The sequence below is a fragment of the Paraburkholderia sp. SOS3 genome, from assembly GCF_001922345.1.
GTDB lineage: Bacteria > Pseudomonadota > Gammaproteobacteria > Burkholderiales > Burkholderiaceae > Paraburkholderia.
Window position 1 is genome coordinate 2,461,086 of sequence record NZ_CP018812.1, and the last position, 16,888, is coordinate 2,477,973.

Here is a 16,888-nt window from a genome sequence, read left to right on the forward strand (position 1 = left end):
CCTGCTCTCTACCGCTACGCCTCGACGATGCCGGGGCTGCGTTGCTCGCGCCGCTCGCGCATCCAGCCGTCGAGCTGCACCGACGACAGCGGCCGCGCGATCCAGAAGCCCTGCAGCTCGTCGCAGCCGATCCGGCGCAACAGGTTCGCCTCGCGTTCGTTTTCGACGCCCTCCGCAACGACTCGCAAGCCGAGCATATGGCCCAGGCCGACGATCGCCTCGACGATCGCGAGATCGGTCGGCTTGTCGAGCTTGTTGTGCACGAAGGTGCGGTCGATCTTCAGCCGGTCGAGCGGAAAACGGTTCAGATAGCTGAGACTCGAATAGCCGGTGCCGAAATCGTCGAGCGAGATGCGCACGCCGAGCGCGCGAATCGCGCCGATCGTCGCGATGTTGCGTTGCGCGCCGTCGAGCAGCACCGATTCGGTGATCTCGAGTTCGAGGCGCTGCGGCGCGACGTGATGCTTCGCGAGGCTCGCCTTCAGCGTATCGAGCAGCGTGTCGTCGCGAAGCTGCACCGTCGACAGATTGATCGACAACGTGAGGGCGGCGAGCGGTCCATCGCGCCAGCGCGCGAGCTGCCGGCACGCCTCGTCGATCACCCACGCGCCGATCGGCACGATCAGGCGCGTCTCCTCGGCGATCGGAATGAACTGTGCGGGCGCGAGGCGGCCGAGTTCGTTGCTGTCCCAGCGCAGCAGCGCCTCCACCGCGATGACCTCGCCGCTCTTCGTATCGATACACGGCTGATACGCGAGCCACAACTCGTCGCGCTCGATCGCCGTGCGCAAGCACGCTTCGAGTGCGAGCCGCATGCGGCTGCGCTCGATCATGTCGGCCGAAAAGAACTTCGCGAGATTGCGCCCGGCCGCCTTGGCCTGATACATCGCGAGGTCGGCATTCTGCATCAGCGTATCGATGTCGAGCCCGTCTTCCGGATACATCGCGATGCCGACGCTGCACGATACCTGGATCGCGATACCGTTGATGTCGTGCGTCTCGCCGACGAGCGGAATCATCCGCTCCTCGATGGTCCGCGCGACGTCGGCCGCGCTCGCCGCACCGTTGAGGATCACCGTGAACTCGTCGCCGCCGAGGCGGCTCACGGTGTCGTCGTGACGCACCGAGCGCATGAGGCGCGCCGCGACCGAGCGCAGCAGGCCGTCGCCGATATGATGGCCGAGCGAATCGTTGATGTCCTTGAAGCGGTCGAGATCGATAAACAGCACGGCCAAGCGCCGCCCCGTGCGCTTCGCGGTATCGAGCGCGACCGCAAGCCGCTTCTTGAAGAGCGCGCGATTCGGCAATTCGGTGAGAAAGTCGTGCTCGGCGAGAAACTGGATGCGCGCTTCGCTCTTCTTGCGGTCGCTGATGTCGATCAGCGTGCAGATGTAGTGCGTGACATGCCCTTCCGTATCGCGCACGGCACTGACCATGAGCCAGGCCGGATAATCGCCGCCATGCCGGCGCCGCACGTGCGCTTCGCCGTTCCATGTGCTCGCGCGATCGACCATTCGCCCGAGCGATGCGAAACCGTCGTCGCCGGGCAACCCGTCGACGATAAAGCGCGGCCCGCGGCCGACCACGTCTTCGGACCGGTAACCCGTTACCCGGTAGAACGCCGCATTGGCCGTCAGCAACCGATAGCCGTCGTCGAGAATCAGGATCGCTTCCGACGATGCCTCGAACACGCGTGCCCATAGCTCGAGCCGCTGCTCCATGAGCTTGATCTGATTGATCGGCGTAAACGCGGTCAGAATCGCGTCCTGCCCCTGGAAACTCAGGCGCCGCGCCGACAGCATCGCCCACGTCGATTCGTCGGTGGCCTTCCAGTGAACCTCGAATTCGTCGACCGCCTCGAGGTCGGATAACTGCTGGAAGAACCGCGCACGCGTGCCCGAATCGAGCCCGCGTGCCCACGGGTCGATCGCACAGCCGTTCAGCCAGTACAGCGCGGGACGGTTCGCATGCAGCACTTCGTGCCCGGGCACCGCGGTCACCACCATCGGCACCGGCGTCGCCTCGACGAGCGCATACTGCGCGGCCGACGCGCGCGCGGTCGCAGCCAGTTCCTTCTGCACGTCGCGCTCGCGATCGAGTTGCTCGAGCATCTCGTTGAAACCGTTCACGAGCACGCCGATTTCGTCCTGACTATGCCAGCGCGCGCGCAGCGAGTGGTCGCCAGTGCGCCGCACGGTATCCATCACGCGCGCGAGCTGGCGCAGCGGCCGCGAGATCTGCTGCGCGACTGTATAGACCATCGTCAGAATGGCGAACAGCAGAAACAGCACGGTGCCCAGATGCAACCACATGCGTGCATACAGCGCGCGTACGCGTTCGTGCAACAGGCGGTCGAGCTCGACGCCAGTGCTGCGCCAGGTTTCGCCGACTTGCGCGACGACGCGCTGCTGCGCGGCATCGGCCGCCGCGAACAGCGCGGCGTTCGCCCCGCCGCTATCGACGATCGCGCGCGCCGCGCGCCGGTAGTCTTCGACCGATGCGTCCATACGCCGGATCGACGGTCCGAGCGCGCGATCGAGTGCGTGATCGGCTGCCACGGCTTCGGCGAAGTCCGTGTGCAGGCCTTGCAGCACCGCATCGAGCTGGCCTTCGCGCACGAGGTACCGGGTGCGCAGCAAATCCGCGGCAGCGGGACGCATATCGTCGCGCAGGCCGCTGCCGATCTGATTGACTGCATCGAGCAACGCGGGATAACGCAGGATCGACAGCGACATCGAGTAGTAGCTGTCGAGATCGGGGTCGAGAATGAGGTTCGACTGATTGCCGATGCGCGTGACAAGCTCGCGGCACGCGAACAGCGCATTGTTGACCTCGGCGACGTTCAATGTCGTGCCGTTCGCAAGCGTGACCAGTGCATGACGCACCCGCTCGTTCAGTTGCGCGCTCTGCATCGCCGCGCCGTAGCGCGTTTCGGCGTCTTCGAGTGCTTGCGCGGTCTGCTGCAGCACATGCGCCGGCACATGCGCGCCCGCGCCGGCTTGCGCGACCTCGACCACCGCATCGCGCACCGTGCGCAAATAGATGTTCCCGACAATTTCCTTGTCCGAGAAATCGATGGCGATGTACTTCTCGTGAATCAGGATGCCGCTGATATAAACGACCGCGCTGAGGTCCAGTAAATAAATGAGCAGCAGCTTCCGGCCGACGCGCAATCGTGCCAGCAGACGGAAGAAGAGATTGCGTTTCATGAAGTGCGGAACCTTTACGCCGATGGACTGGACAACACTCTGAAGCCTCACGTATTCCGTAGAACCGTCAGACCTGGTGAATGTACTTATCTGTGTCTATCGGCGCATGATAGGCGCACATTAAGCGCGTTTCAGCGATTCCCTGTAACGGTGCGCACGTGCGCCAGAACGGCGCGCATACAAACGTTTGCCGGCACGTATCGGTGCTTTCGCATCAATGCGCGAGGACCGCTTTCCGGTGGCGCGGTTATGCGCGCAACCGCGCTTGCGCCCAATCCGCCTTGCGCGCGAGCGCGACGAACGCGCTCAGATAATCGATCGCATCATCCGCTTCGCGTGTGCCGAGGAAGATCTGTTTCGCGATGCCCTTCTTGCCGAGCCGCAACGGAACGATCGGCATCGATTCCGCATACTCTTGCGCAAGCCATCTCGGCAGCGCGGCGACGCCGCGCCCGCTCGCCACCATCTGCAGCATGATGTCGGTCGTCTCGATCACCTTGTGCCGTTTCGGCACGACGTTCGCGGGCGTCAGAAACCGCGTATAGATGTCGAGCCGATCCGTTTCGACCGGGTACGTGATCAGCACTTCCGATGCGAGCTGCGCCGGCGTGACATAAGCCTCGCTGGCCAACGCGTGCGCGTCGGCCACCACGAGCACCTGCTCGTAATCGAATACGGGCTGGAAGCGCAGCCCGGACTTCTTCAGCGGGTCCGGCGTCACGAGCACATCGATGTCGTAGCCGAACAGCGCGCCGATGCCGCCGAACTGAAAACGCTGTTTCACGTCGACGTCGACGTCCGGCCAGCGCGCGAGATACGGCGAGACGACCTTCAGCAGCCATTGATAGCACGGGTGGCATTCCATGCCGATGCGTAGCGTGCCGCGCTCGCCTTGCGCGTACTGCTTCATGCGCGCTTGCGCATGCTCGAACTGCGGCAGCAGCCGATTGGCCAGGCCAAGCAGATACTGGCCCGCCTGGGTGAGACGCATCGAGCGCCCTTCGCGCGTCCATACGGCCGTGCCGAGCTGCTCTTCGAGCTTTCTCACAGTGTGGCTCAGCGCCGATTGCGTGACGTTCAACGCCTCGGCCGCGCCCGTCAGCGAACCCTGTCGCTCCACTTCCCTAACCACCATCAGATGACTGCGTTCGAGCATTCCGACCTCATGACGTCATGAACATAACTAATGCATGTATGAAATAAATCCATTTTTATTCATACATCGGAAATTCTATCATCGGTGCCGATGGCGCCGGTTCAGTGCTTTCCTCGCGCTTCCGGCTGTTACCCGATTCTCTCGACACACAAGACAAAGATGGCTACCACGCATAACCTCGGTTTCCCGCGCATCGGCGCCGGACGCGAACTGAAATTCGCGCTTGAAAACTACTGGAAGGGTCAGACGTCGCGCGACACGCTCAAAGCCGTCGGCGCGCAGCTTCGCGAGCGTCACTGGAATGATCAGGCGCGCCTCGACTTCGTTCCGGTCGGCGATTTCGCGTTCTACGACCACGTGCTCGACATGAGCTTCACGCTCGGCAATCTGCCCGAGCGCGTGCGCGATTTCCATGGCGACACGCTCGATAACACTTTCCGCGTCGCCCGCGGCCGCTCGGCCCAAACGGAGCAAACGGCACATGCGGCAGACGCGGCACATGCGGCACAAGCGGCCGACGCGCCGGAAACATCGAAGGAACACGGCGCATGCTGCGACGGCGTGGCCGCCGGCGAAATGACGAAGTGGTTCGATACGAACTATCACTACATCGTGCCGGAATTCACCTCGGCGACGAACTTTTCGCTCGACGCGACGCGGCTCGTCGCGCAACTCGCGCAAGCGCGCAGATGCGGCGTCAACGCGAAGCCCGTGATCATCGGTCCGGTCACGTACCTGTGGCTTGGCAAGTCGAAGGATGCAAACGACGCCTGGGACCGTCTCGCGCTGTTGCCGAAGCTGCTGCCCGTGTATGGCGCGTTGCTCGATACGTTCGCGGCGCAAGGCGTCGACTGGGTGCAGATCGACGAGCCCGCGCTCGTGACCGAACTCGATGCGAAGTGGCGCGCCGCATTCGTTACTGCCTACGATTCGCTGTCCGCGCGCCGGGTGCGCCTGCTGCTCGCCACCTACTTCGGGCAGTTACAGGAAAACCTCGAGCTAGCCTGCACGCTACCGGTCGACGGTCTGCACATCGACGCGATCAATGCACGCGAAGAACTGGCCCGGGCGGCGGCGCTCCTCCCCGACACGTCGATACTCTCGGTCGGTGCGATCAACGGCCGCAACATCTGGAAGACCGACCTGAACGCGACGCTCGACTGGCTCGAACCGCTCGCAGACCAGCTCGGCGGGCGTTTGTGGGTCGCACCGTCGTGCTCGTTGCTGCACGTGCCGGTCGACCTCGAAAGCGAACAGGCGCTCGATGCGGAGATTCGCTCATGGCTCGCGTTCGCGTTGCAGAAGCTCGACGAGGTGAAACTGCTGGCCGACGCACTGAACCACGGGCGCGATTCCGTCTGCGCCGCGCTTGCGGCCAACGCGGCGGCAATCGGGACGCGCCGCACGTCGCCGCGCGTCAACCACTGCGCCATCCAGGCCGCCGTGGCACAGATCGACCCGGCGCTCGGCAGGCGGCACAGCCCCTACGCCGTGCGCGCGCCGAAACAGGCGGCGCTGCTCGCGCTGCCCGCCTTCCCGACCACGACGATCGGCTCGTTCCCGCAGACGGCCGAGATTCGTCACGCGCGCAGCCAGTTCAAGGCCGGCGCGCTCGATGAAGACGGTTATCGCACAGCGATGAAGGCAGAGATCGCACGCAGCGTGCGCGAGCAGGAATCGCTCGGTCTCGACGTGCTCGTGCATGGCGAAGCCGAACGCAACGACATGGTCGAATATTTCGGCGAGCGACTCGAAGGCTTCGCGTTCAGCCAGTTCGGCTGGGTGCAATCATACGGTTCGCGCTGCGTGAAACCGCCGGTTCTGTTCGGCGACATCAGCCGCCCGAACGCAATGACGGTCGAATGGATCCGCTACGCGCAGACGCTGACGAACAAGCCGATGAAAGGGATGTTGACGGGGCCTGTGACGATCCTGAACTGGTCGTTCGTGCGCGACGATCAGCCGCGATCGGTGTCGTGCCGCCAGCTCGCGCTCGCGATTCGCGAAGAAGTGCTCGACCTCGAAAAGGCCGGCGTGCGCGTGATCCAGATCGACGAAGCCGCGCTGCGCGAAGGTCTGCCGCTACGGCGCTCGCAATGGAACGCGTATCTGCAATGGGCCGTGGAATCGTTCCGCATCGCGGCGAACGGCGTGCGCGACGAAACGCAGATCCATACGCATATGTGCTATTCGGAGTTCAACGACATCATCGCGTCGATTGCCGAAATGGACGCGGACGTGATCACGATCGAAACGTCGCGTTCCGATATGGAACTGCTCGATGCGTTCGACCACTTCAACTACCCGAATGAGATCGGGCCCGGCGTGTACGACATTCATTCGCCGAACATTCCGTCGCAGGAACACATTGTCACGCTGATGAAGAAGGCGGCCGAGCGCATTCCGCGGCAACGCCTGTGGGTCAATCCCGATTGCGGACTGAAAACGCGCCAGTGGGCCGAGGTCATCCCCGCGCTGACCAATATGGTGGCGGCGGCAAGGACGCTGCGCAGTCACCCGTTCTGATGCGGTAACCGTAGCGTCGCACGCACGCGCATCGGCATGCGGCCCCGTTCGGCATGCCGATACGCGCTTTTTTTCGCGCGCATGTCCCCTTTTCCCATTTCGCGTGTCAAGCACATAGGAGCCACACACACCGTCACATCACCTCAGGAGTCCGTATGCCGTCCCGCCGCGCCTTTCGCAGTTCGTTCACCCTGTTCAGGCGCGGCGCGCACAGCAGAAGACTCAAGTCACTGCCTGCCGGTGCGGCTCTGCTCGCGCTTCGCGGTATGCCGGCCGGCCTCGCGCTGGCGGGCATCGCCAGCGTCCCCGCCGCTTTCGCGGCCGCTGCGCCGAATCCCTCGGCCGCCGCTTCGGCTACCGCTGCAGCAGCGAAACGAACCTATAACGTTCCGGCCGGTTCGCTCGGCAGCGCGCTTTCCGACTTCGCAAGCGAGGCGGGCGTCGGTGTGCAGATCGATGCGCGCCTGGTCGAAGGCTTACGCACGCACGGGCTCAACGGCGCCTATACCGTGCGCGAAGGCTTCGCCGCACTGCTATCCGGCACGAGCCTCGAGGCGTCTGAAAGCAGCGCCGGCGTTTTTCTGGTCCGGCGGCAACCGGCGTCCGACAGCGTCACGCCGGACGGGGCGGTGCTGCCCACCGTCAAGGTGTCGGCGCACAGCGAGCCGACGAACCCGTATGGTCCAACCGTCGGCTACGTCGCATCGACCGCCACGACGGCCATGAAAACCGATACGCCGATTCTCGAAACGCCGCAGTCCGTGTCCGTGATCACGCGCGAGCAGATGACGCAGCAGGACGCGCAAACGCTGAATGCCGCCGTGCGCTATACATCGGGCGTAACGCCCGAAACACGCGGCGGCACGGCTACGCGTTACGACCTGCTGACGATTCGCGGCTTTACCGCGGATACCTACTGGAATGGCCTGAAGCTGCTGCAAAACGGCCAATACGCGGTACCGCAACTCGATCCGTATCTGATGGAACGCATCGAAGTGCTCAAAGGCCCCGTTTCGGTGCTGTACGGCCAGGCCGCCGCGGGCGGCGTGCTCGATCAGCAGAGCAAGCTGCCGACACGCCAGGCGCTGCACGACATCGGCATCGAGTTCGGCAACTTCGGCCACAAGCAGGCAAGCTTCGATTTTTCCGGTCCGCTCGATCAGGACGGCCACTATCTGTACCGGCTTACCGCGATCGGCCGCAGCGAGGACGGCCAGATCGATACGACGCGCAACGAGCGCATCGCGATCGCGCCGTCGTTCACATGGCGGCCCGACCACGACACGTCGCTGACGTTGTTCGGGTTGTTCCAGCGCGATCCGCGCAGCACGTCGTACGGCAGCGTGCCGGCCGAAGGCTCTGCGCTGTTCAACCCGTACGGCAAGCTGCCGATCGACTTCTACGACGGCGATACCGGCTTCGAGCGCTTCAGCCGCACGCAGGAATCGATCGGCTACAAGTTCGAACACAACGTCAACCGGGATTGGACCGTGCGCTCGAACGCGCGCTACTTTCACATCGGCCAGGACTACGCGAGCGTCTACAGCAATGGCCTCGAAAGCGACTTTCGCACGCTCGATCGCAGCGCAATCTCGTCGCAGGAACAGCTGAACACATTCGAGATCGACAACCAGCTGCAAGGCAAATTCTCGACCGGCCCGATTCACCATACGCTGTTGACGGGCTTCGACTATCAGCACGTCGGCAGTTCGTGGGACATGGGATTCGGCACGGCGCCGACGCTCGACATCCTGAACCCCGATTACCAGCAGCCGATCGGGCCGCTCGACACCGCGCTCACGCGCGTTCGCCTCAACCAGTATGGCCTCTACGCGCAGGATCAGATGCGCTACGGCCCCGTCATCCTCACACTGAGCGGACGCGAAGACTGGACCAGCACGACGACGACGAACGCCGGCGACAACTCGTCGATCCAGCAGTCGGCCCGCGCCTTCACGAAGCGCGCGGGTCTCACGTATGTATTCGATAACGGCATCGCACCGTACGTCAGCTATACGGAGTCGTTTTCTCCGCAGACCGGCACCGACGCGAGCGGCAAGCCGTTCGACCCCGAGCGCGCACGCCAGTATGAAGTGGGCGTGAAGTTCCAGCCGAACAACTACGATGCGCTGCTGACGGTCGCGTGGTTCGATCTGACGCGCAAAAACCTGCTGACGCCCGACGCGAACAACCCGGCATTCCAGGCGCAAACGGGCGAAGCGCGCTCGCGCGGCGTCGAGGTCGAAGCCAAAGCGAGCCTGTCCGATTCGCTCAACGTCGTGGCGAGCTACACGTACCTCGACACGAAGTACATCAAGGACAACAGCGGCCTCGAAGGAAAATACCTCGCCGCCGTGCCGCAGAATCAGGCGTCTGCCTGGGCCTACTACACACAGCGGCGCGGGCCGCTCGCGGGTCTGTCGGCCGGCGCCGGCGTGCGTTATACGGGGCAGACCTACTCGTACGACAACAGCTATAAGCTCAGCAGCTTCCTGCTCGTCGATGCGACGCTGCGCTACGACCTCGGCCGCGCACTGCCGCAACTCAAGGGCACCGAAGTGTATGTGAACGCGCAGAACCTGCTGAACAAGCGCTATGTCGCGTCGTGCATCTATACGACGTGGTGCTTTTTCGGCTACGGACGTCAGGTATTCGCGGGCGCGAACTATCACTGGTGACGCGCAGGCGGCGGGCGCGGGCCGCCCGTGGTCAGCCGCGCTTCGCGGGCTGCGCGCTGCTTCCACCGCTTCCGTCGCCCGCGGCCGTAATCGTCACCCAATACCGCGTGCGGTAGACGACGTCGACCGGCAACGTACGCGGCAGCGCCGCGAGCACGTTCTCGATGTTGCCGAGCTGGAACGTGCCGGTGATGCGCAGATTCGCGACTTCGCGATCGCAGCGCAATAACCCGCGCCGGTAACGGCCCAGCTCGCCGACGAAGTCGGCCAGGCGCATGCCGTCGGCGAACAGCACACCGCGCGACCAGTCGCCCGCGTGCGGATCGGCGGCCTCGATCGCATCGATCGAGATTGCCGTGAAGCGCGTCTGCTGCCCCGCGTCGAGCACGGTCGCCCGCTCGGGCGCATCGCCAGGGGTCACCTCGACCGCGCCATGCAGCACGGCGATGCGCGTCGCGCCGGCTCCATCGTCGTTTCGCACGACAAAGCGGGTGCCAAGCGCGCGGATGCGCCCCTGCCGCGTCTCGACGACAAAAGGCCGGTAGACGCCGGACCTGTTGGCCGCGTCGCGCCCTGTTTCCACGAGAATTTCCCCGTCGTTCAGCACGACGCGGCGCTCGCTCGCGGTGAAGTCGATATCGATCGCCGTCGACGTATTGAGATCGATGCGCGTGCCGTCCGCAAGCACGACGAAGCGGCGCTCGCCGACCAGCGTGCGCTCGTCGGACATCCAGTCGCGCCACGGCATCGCGCGATAGGCCGCGTAGCCCGTCGGCCCTGCGGTGAACGCGACGGCGAGCGCCTTGAGCGCAAAACGCCGGTCCGTGCGCGCACGGCGGCCGAGCGTGCGCACGCCGACGCCGGCAGGCAATCTCGCGAACTTGTCGTTGAGCCGCTGCGCGCGCTGCCAGGCGCGCTCGTGCTCGGGGTCGGCGGCACGCCAACGCGCACAGGCGTCGAGGTCTTGCTGCGACGCGTCTTCGCGCAGCCGCACGAGCCATGCCGCGGCTTCGCGCGCGACCGCGCGGTCGAGCGGGCGCGGTTCGCGCGGTTCGCTCACCTCGCTACGATCGGCCGCCGCGCCGTTCACATCATCAACAGGATGCATTCTTCAAATGCGGTCGCCATGTAGCGCTTGACGGTCCGCACGTGCACGCCGAGTTGCGCGGCGATCTCGGCGTAGGTCAGATCTTCGAGTTGAGCGAGCAAAAACGCGGTGCGCACCCTGGGCTCGAGACGGTCGAGCATCGCATCGATTTCGTGCAGCGTTTCGAGGATGGCGAGGCGCTCTTCGGTCGACGGAATGTGCGCTTCGGGCAAACGCTCGAGCGTCTCGAGAAACGCCCTTTCGAGCGACAGCCTGCGGTAGTGGTTCAGCAATACACGGCCCGCGACCGTCGTCAGATACGCGCGCGGCTCGCGCAGATCGAGCTCGCCGCGCCGGTCCCAGGCGACGAGCACGCGCATGAACGTGTCGTGCGTGAGGTCCGCGGCATCGAACGCATTGCCGAGCTTCCTGCGCAGCCACGTTTGCAGCCAACCGTGGTGGTCACGGTAGAGGGCACACAACTCCGGTTGCGCGTCGAGTTGAACCGCGGACATGTAACGAACCCTTTTCGATGACACATTTTCACAAATGCGAATTATTCGCATTTATAACCGATCGGGTTCGTTTGCGCAATGCCGATATCGCGACGCCTGCTATGAATTCGCCGCCTCCGGCGGCGGCGCGTCGCCACGCGGTTCGTTGAACGATTCGAGCGACAGCTTTCGTTCCGGCGGCTTTGCAGCGGCCCGCTGCCCCGCCTGTGAGGATGCCGGCGCGGTCAGGAACTTCACGTGCTGTTCGGCCGCATCGTAAGTGCAGGTAATGTGCGCGCCTTCGCCGATCTCGCCCTTCAGCATCTCCTTGGCCAGTTCGTTCTCGATCAGCTGCCGGATCTGCCGGCGCAGCTCGCGCGCGCCGAACTCGGGCCGGTAACCTTCGGTTGCGAGATAGTCGACAACCGTATCGTCGAACTCGAGGTCGATATCCTGGCTCTTCGCGAGTCGCTTCACCTGTTCGAGCTGCAGTCGCACCACATGCCGGGTCTCGTCGCGCGTCAACGCCTTGAACAGAATGATGTCGTCGATGCGGTTCAGAAACTCGGGCCTGAAATGCTGGCGCAACACGTTCATCACACCGCTTTGCACGGTCGACGCCGCATCGCCGCTCAGGAAGCCCGGGCCCGTGCGCGTATGCCCGCCGATCACTTCGGCGGCAAGATTGCTCGTGGCGATGATCAGCGTATTGCTGAAGTCGACCACGCGCCCTTTGCCGTCGGTCAGGCGCCCATCGTCGAACACCTGCAGCAGCACGTTGTAGACGTCCGGATGCGCCTTTTCGATTTCGTCGAACAGAATCACGCTATAGGGGCGGCGCCGCACGCGTTCGGTCAGTTGCCCGCCTTCGTCGTGGCCCACGTAGCCGGGCGGCGAGCCGATCAGACGCGACACCGCATGCCGCTCCATGTATTCGCTCATATCGATGCGCAGCATCGCCTCTTCGTCGCCGAATACGACTTCGGCAAGCGCCTTCGCGAGCTCGGTCTTGCCGACGCCGGTCGGGCCGAGGAACAGAAACACCGCGGTCGGCCGGTGCCGCGCCTGCAAGCCCGTGCGCGAGCGGCGCACCGCGTCGCTGACGGCCTGCACCGCCTGGTCCTGACCGATCACGCGCTCGTGCAGGCGCTCTTCCATAATGAGCAGCCGTTCGCGTTCCTCGGTCGTCAGTTGTGCGACGGGGATGCCGGTGAGCTTCGCGACAATCTCCGCGATATTCGTCACCGTCACGTGCGATGTGTTCGCGCCCATGCCCGTCTTCCACGCATCGGTCGCGTCGCTCAAGGCGCGCTCCTTGTCCGCGATTTCGGTGTCGAGCGCATGCGCGCGCTCGTACTGCTTGCGCGACGCCGCATAGTCTTGCTCGCGATGCAATTGCGCAAGCTCGGCTTCGAGTTCGAGAATCGCGGCCGGGCGCGAGGTGGCCGACAGATGCACGCGCGCGGCCGCCTGGTCGACGAGGTCGATCGCCTTGTCCGGCAGAAAGCGCCCGCTGATATAGCGGTCCGACAGTTCGGCCGCGCCGACGATCGCATCGTCCTGGATCGTCACGCGATGATGCGCTTCGAGCCGGTCGCGCAGTCCGCGCAGGATATTGATGGTCTGCACGACGCTTGGCTCGGGCACGAGCACGGGCTGGAAACGCCGCTCGAGCGCCGCGTCTTTTTCGATGTACTTCTGGTATTCGGACAGCGTCGTCGCGCCGATCAGGTTCAGTTCGCCGCGCGCCATCGCAGGCTTGAACACGTTCGCGATATCGAGTCCGCCTTCGCCGCCGCCCTGCCCCGCGCCGACGATCGTATGCACTTCATCGACGAACAGCACGAGCGAATCGAGATTCGCCGTGATTTCCTCGAGCAGCTGCTTCACGCGCTCCTCGAACTCGCCGCGAAACTTCGCGCCGGCCACGAGCGAGTTCACGTTGAGTTCGACGAGGCGCTTGTCGCGCAGCGATTCCGGCACGTCGCCATTCACCATCCGCTGTGCCAGCCCTTCGACGACTGCCGTTTTACCGACGCCCGGTTCGCCGATCAGCACCGGGTTGTTCTTGCGGCGCCGTGCGAGCACTTCGACGAGCGTTTCGATTTCGCCCGAGCGGCCGATCACCGGGTCGAGCCTGCCGTCGCGCGCAAGCGCGGTCAGATCGCGGCTGAATTTGTCGAGCTGCGGCGTATTCGACGGCGCCGCGACCGTCTCGCGCTTCAGGCTCGGCCCGATTGCGGCGGCTGTCTGCTGGCGCAGCGCCTGCGTATCGAGACCGTATTTGACGAACAGGTTGCTCGCAAAACTGTTGTTCACTTCGGCGAGGCCGATCAGCAGATGCTCGGGGCCGACATAGCTGTGACCCAGTTCGCGCGACGCAAGAAACGCGCGCTCGAGCGCACTTTTGAGGCAAGGCGTGACGCCCATCTGGTTGTCGGGCGGCGCTTCGAGATCGGTGCGCCGCGGCGCGTTCGCATCGATATACGCGCGCACGTCGGTAGACGAGATGCCGAGGCTTTTCAGAATCGAAACGATGACCGCGTTGTCGGCGAGTTCGTAAAGCAGATGCTCGGTGTCCACTTCACGTCTGCCGAACTGCACCGCGCGTTCCGCCGCGCGCTGCAGCATTTCCTTTGCCAGATCGCTGAAATGCCGTTCGATGTTGACGACGGCTTCCGCGCCTTCGACGCGCTGCGGCACCGGGCGCGCGTACGTGGCTGCCTCGCCGGGATCGTCGAGCTGATCGGGCATGCCGCTGCGAAACAGCGCCTCGAGCGGCGACAGCGTGCGCTGGTGCCGTGTGAGCTGCTCGTAGTGGTAGTCGCATACATCGAGAATCCGTCTGCGTCCGCTCTGAAGCACCGCGAGCCGGACGCTCGCGGGCCTGACGCCGCAGATGTCACAGACTTGCCGTGCCATATGAGCTCCCCCTGTGGAACGTTTCGCGTAAGAAAAACCTCGCAACGCGCGTTCGGCTTTGCCGACACACGTTCGATGCTACATGATCGGTGCGCGAAGCGCATTCAGGGTACGTTCAGGGCGCGAAAGGGTTCAAGTAAGCCCAGACAGGCTCAAACAGGCTGAAGCCGGCGCGCGGACGCGCGAAGAGATTCGCAGACGCGAACATGAATGCGAGGCGCCGGCCACGCGAACCGCAAGCGTGGACAGCGCCTCACGTCACCCGCAGGGAAACTCGTCGGCACGGCGGCACTGCGTCAAACCCTCGCCGTCAACAGCGCGTCGAGACCGCCTTCGTTCTCGAGCGCACGCAGATCGTCGTAGCCGCCCACGTGCGTCCCGCCTACATAGATCTGCGGCACCGTGCGGCGTCCGCTGCGCTCGATCATCTCGAGCGTCTTCGCCCGGTTGTTCTCGATGTCGATTTCGCGGAACGCGGCACCCTTGCCGCGCAGCAGCGCTTTCGCGGCAAGACAGTACGGGCACGTCGGCTTCGTATAGAGCGTGATTTCAGGCATCGTCATCTCCATGAATTGAAGTTGCGGCACCGCTGCCGTGCGCGCAAAACTCGCGCGCACGGCAAGCGATCGTCAGTAGCCGGAACGACGGGACGGCGCTCAGACCTCGGCTTCGACAGCCGGGAAGTCCACGTCCGTGTTCGCCACGTTGTTCAGGTAGTTCGTGAAGGTCACCTGCGCAACCACGGCGATGATCTCGACGATCTTGCTGTCGGTCAGGCCCGCGTCGCGTGCGGCGGCAACATCGGCGTCGCCGACGCGGCCGCGCTGGTTCGACACCTTGCTCGCGAACGTCGCGATCGCGCTGCCTTCGCCGCGACGCGCGGCACGAATCGCGTCGTCCGACAGGCCCGCGTGGCCGCCCAGCACCGTGTGCGCGGCAAGACAGTACTCACAGCGGTTCGCTTGCGACACCGCGAGCGCGATGATTTCGCGTTCCGCGCCGCTGAGCTCGCCCTTCGACAGCTGTTGCTGTCCTTGCAGGAAAACACCAAGCGAAGACGGCGAATTGGCGAAGACCTTGAAAAGATTCGGCAGGAAGCCCGTCGCCTTTTCGACTGCATGCAGCGACGCTTGCGCGGATGCCGGGGCTTCGCCGATCGACAGGGTTTGAATGCGTGCCATGGTAGTTCTCCTTGTGACAATCAATTGTTGAAAATGCAACCAGAGAGGTTTCGTTTCGGTTTCGTCCGTCATCCAACGGATTGATTGCACTGTACGGATTCGCGGCATGTAAGTTAATGGCACGCCGGCTCAAGAAATTGCCCGATCGACTCACGGCCGCTCGACCGCATGCGGCGCGGCGAGCGCGATAGCGGGCAGAACGACGGAAAAGGCTGGCCGCAGCAATCCGGCAGCGGAAGAAAGATCAGGCAGAAGGGGCGGACGAAGGCGTAACCGTTAAAACGTACGATTACGCATACAAACGCGCATCGGGCACCCCGCCCGGCACGGCAACGAACCGCGCCAGGCTACTTCGGCTCGATATTGCCGCCGGATGCGCGCCAGCGCGCGGGCGTGACGCCGATATGACGCTTGAACACGCGCTGAAACGCGGCTTCGGACTGGTAACCGACCGTCGAGCCGATCTCGGCCACCGACGTCGTCGTTTCGAGCAGCGCGCGGCCGGCGAGCGTCAATCGCACTTCGGTCAGCATATCGGTTGCCGAGCGGCCGATCGCGTCCTGGAACTGCCGCACGAACGTGGCGCGCGACATATGGCATAGCGCGGCGAACTGATCGAGCGTCCACGGCTCGCCGGGCGCTTCGAACATCGCTGAAATCGCCGGCTGCAGGCGCGGCTGGCCGGCCAGCGCGAGCAGCCCGCGCGGCGCATCGATGCCTTCGCTCGCAAAGCGCAGCGTCAAGGCGAACAGCGCAGCCGACAGATAGTTGATCAGGCATTCGCTGCCGGGACTTTCGTCAAGCGCCTCGTCGCGCATCAACGAGACGATGCGCGCAAGGCGCGAGCCGGCCACGCTCGGTTGCGATGCGCTGCGCGCTGCCGCTTCGCTTGCAGCCGTTGCGCCGCGCGCAACTTCGTCTGCGGCATCGGCATGGCCGCCTTCGCCGGCGACGTCCGCGATCCGAATCGCACCGGCCGCTTCGTCTCGCGCGGCATCGGCGGCCTCCGACGCGATGCCGGATCCAACTTCGGACAGCGCCGCAGTTCGCGCTGTGGCGCTTGCCGCCCCGATAGACGCCACGGCGCGTTGCCCGTGCGACTCCGGGTGCGCCGCCGTCACCGGTCCTGTGCTTACCACGAGCCTCGCGGGCAAATGTTCGCGCAACAGCCGCTCCGGCATCGCGCCGACCAGAAAGCGCCCGCACAGCAGATCGGCGGCCGGCCCCGTGCCGCCGTTTTCGACGACCGTCAGCGTGATATTGCGCCGCTTGACCTTCGGTGCGGGCGGCACGCCGCTGCCGTCATGGATCCGGTGCGGCGTGCCGGTCGGAAACAGGATCACGTCGCCTGCCGTCAGCCTGCGCGGCGGCCCGTTGCCATCCTCGAGCACCGCTTCGCCGGCCAGCAGCACGTGATACGGAATCTCGTGAACGCCGGCCGCGCCGACCTCGACCACCCACGGCGAGCCGAAGTGGCAGCGCTCGTCGATGCGTCCATTGACCGGCGTCAGCGACAGAAAGCGGCTTAGCAGATCCATCTGAGTCGTTTGAGCAATTTGTTGATCCGTTAGCGAATTCGCACGCGGCGACGATCGACGTACATTGACTCCATCGAATGCACGCAAGGCCCGCGCC

Annotated in this window: 10 protein-coding genes; 2 read left to right on the forward strand and 8 right to left on the reverse strand. The window is 64.5% G+C overall.

Annotated features, from left to right (window positions below):
- Positions 1-14: 14 nt before the first annotated feature.
- Together BTO02_RS31045 and BTO02_RS31050 are read right to left on the reverse strand one after the other, a co-directional pair.
- Positions 15-3,209: an EAL domain-containing protein gene (locus BTO02_RS31045; protein WP_075160824.1), complete on the reverse strand. Its 3,195-nt coding sequence runs from the start codon at positions 3,207-3,209 to the stop codon at positions 15-17.
- 247 nt (positions 3,210-3,456) lie between these two features.
- Positions 3,457-4,365 carry a LysR family transcriptional regulator gene (locus tag BTO02_RS31050; protein WP_075160825.1) on the reverse strand — a complete coding sequence of 303 codons (909 nt, stop codon included), beginning with the start codon at positions 4,363-4,365 and terminating at the stop codon, positions 3,457-3,459.
- A gap of 159 nt (positions 4,366-4,524) precedes the next feature.
- Between BTO02_RS31050 and metE the strand changes: the two genes are divergently transcribed.
- Both metE and BTO02_RS31060 read left to right on the forward strand, forming a co-directional pair.
- Positions 4,525-6,891, forward strand: a complete 2,367-nt coding sequence (metE, locus tag BTO02_RS31055) for a 5-methyltetrahydropteroyltriglutamate--homocysteine S-methyltransferase (protein WP_075160826.1) — start codon at positions 4,525-4,527, stop codon at positions 6,889-6,891.
- Positions 6,892-7,046: 155 nt separating this feature from the next.
- Positions 7,047-9,569, forward strand: a complete 2,523-nt coding sequence (locus tag BTO02_RS31060) for a TonB-dependent siderophore receptor (protein ID WP_232243596.1) — start codon at positions 7,047-7,049, stop codon at positions 9,567-9,569.
- A 31-nt stretch (positions 9,570-9,600) separates the two neighbouring features.
- Here the strand turns inward: BTO02_RS31060 and BTO02_RS31065 are convergent, their stop codons facing one another.
- The 6 genes from BTO02_RS31065 to BTO02_RS34010 form a co-directional block, all read right to left on the reverse strand.
- On the reverse strand, positions 9,601-10,677 hold the full coding sequence (locus tag BTO02_RS31065; protein ID WP_083615470.1) for a FecR domain-containing protein: 1,077 nt from the start codon (positions 10,675-10,677) through the stop codon (positions 9,601-9,603).
- On the reverse strand, positions 10,656-11,171 hold the full coding sequence (locus BTO02_RS31070; protein ID WP_075160827.1) for a sigma-70 family RNA polymerase sigma factor: 516 nt from the start codon (positions 11,169-11,171) through the stop codon (positions 10,656-10,658). Before BTO02_RS31070 ends, BTO02_RS31065 begins: the two co-directional genes overlap by 22 nt.
- A 99-nt stretch (positions 11,172-11,270) precedes the next feature.
- Positions 11,271-14,072, reverse strand: coding sequence for an ATP-dependent Clp protease ATP-binding subunit (locus tag BTO02_RS31075; protein ID WP_075160828.1), 2,802 nt, complete (start codon positions 14,070-14,072; stop codon positions 11,271-11,273).
- 296 nt (positions 14,073-14,368) lie between these two features.
- Positions 14,369-14,629 (reverse strand): glutaredoxin 3, encoded by a 261-nt coding sequence (gene grxC / locus BTO02_RS31080; protein ID WP_075161561.1) that lies wholly within the window; start codon positions 14,627-14,629, stop codon positions 14,369-14,371.
- A 99-nt stretch (positions 14,630-14,728) separates the two neighbouring features.
- Positions 14,729-15,253 (reverse strand): carboxymuconolactone decarboxylase family protein, encoded by a 525-nt coding sequence (locus tag BTO02_RS31085; RefSeq protein WP_075160829.1) that lies wholly within the window; start codon positions 15,251-15,253, stop codon positions 14,729-14,731.
- A 347-nt stretch (positions 15,254-15,600) separates the two neighbouring features.
- Complete coding sequence (locus BTO02_RS34010) at positions 15,601-16,791, reverse strand: AraC family transcriptional regulator (RefSeq protein ID WP_083615471.1); 1,191 nt, start codon at positions 16,789-16,791, stop codon at positions 15,601-15,603.
- Between the last annotated feature and the right edge of the window lie 97 nt (positions 16,792-16,888).

Bases quoted from the DNA above. Each gene is read 5' to 3' on its own strand.
- BTO02_RS31045 (WP_075160824.1), bottom strand. From the start codon at position 3,209: ATGAAACGCAATCTCTTCTTCCGTCTGCTGGCACGATTGCGCGTCGGC.
- BTO02_RS31050 (WP_075160825.1), bottom strand. From the start codon at position 4,365: ATGCTCGAACGCAGTCATCTGATGGTGGTTAGGGAAGTGGAGCGACAG.
- metE (WP_075160826.1), top strand. From the start codon at position 4,525: ATGGCTACCACGCATAACCTCGGTTTCCCGCGCATCGGCGCCGGACGC.
- BTO02_RS31060 (WP_232243596.1), top strand. From the start codon at position 7,047: ATGCCGTCCCGCCGCGCCTTTCGCAGTTCGTTCACCCTGTTCAGGCGC.
- BTO02_RS31065 (WP_083615470.1), bottom strand. From the start codon at position 10,677: ATGCATCCTGTTGATGATGTGAACGGCGCGGCGGCCGATCGTAGCGAG.
- BTO02_RS31070 (WP_075160827.1), bottom strand. From the start codon at position 11,171: ATGTCCGCGGTTCAACTCGACGCGCAACCGGAGTTGTGTGCCCTCTAC.
- BTO02_RS31075 (WP_075160828.1), bottom strand. From the start codon at position 14,072: ATGGCACGGCAAGTCTGTGACATCTGCGGCGTCAGGCCCGCGAGCGTC.
- grxC (WP_075161561.1), bottom strand. From the start codon at position 14,629: ATGCCTGAAATCACGCTCTATACGAAGCCGACGTGCCCGTACTGTCTT.
- BTO02_RS31085 (WP_075160829.1), bottom strand. From the start codon at position 15,253: ATGGCACGCATTCAAACCCTGTCGATCGGCGAAGCCCCGGCATCCGCG.
- BTO02_RS34010 (WP_083615471.1), bottom strand. From the start codon at position 16,791: ATGGATCTGCTAAGCCGCTTTCTGTCGCTGACGCCGGTCAATGGACGC.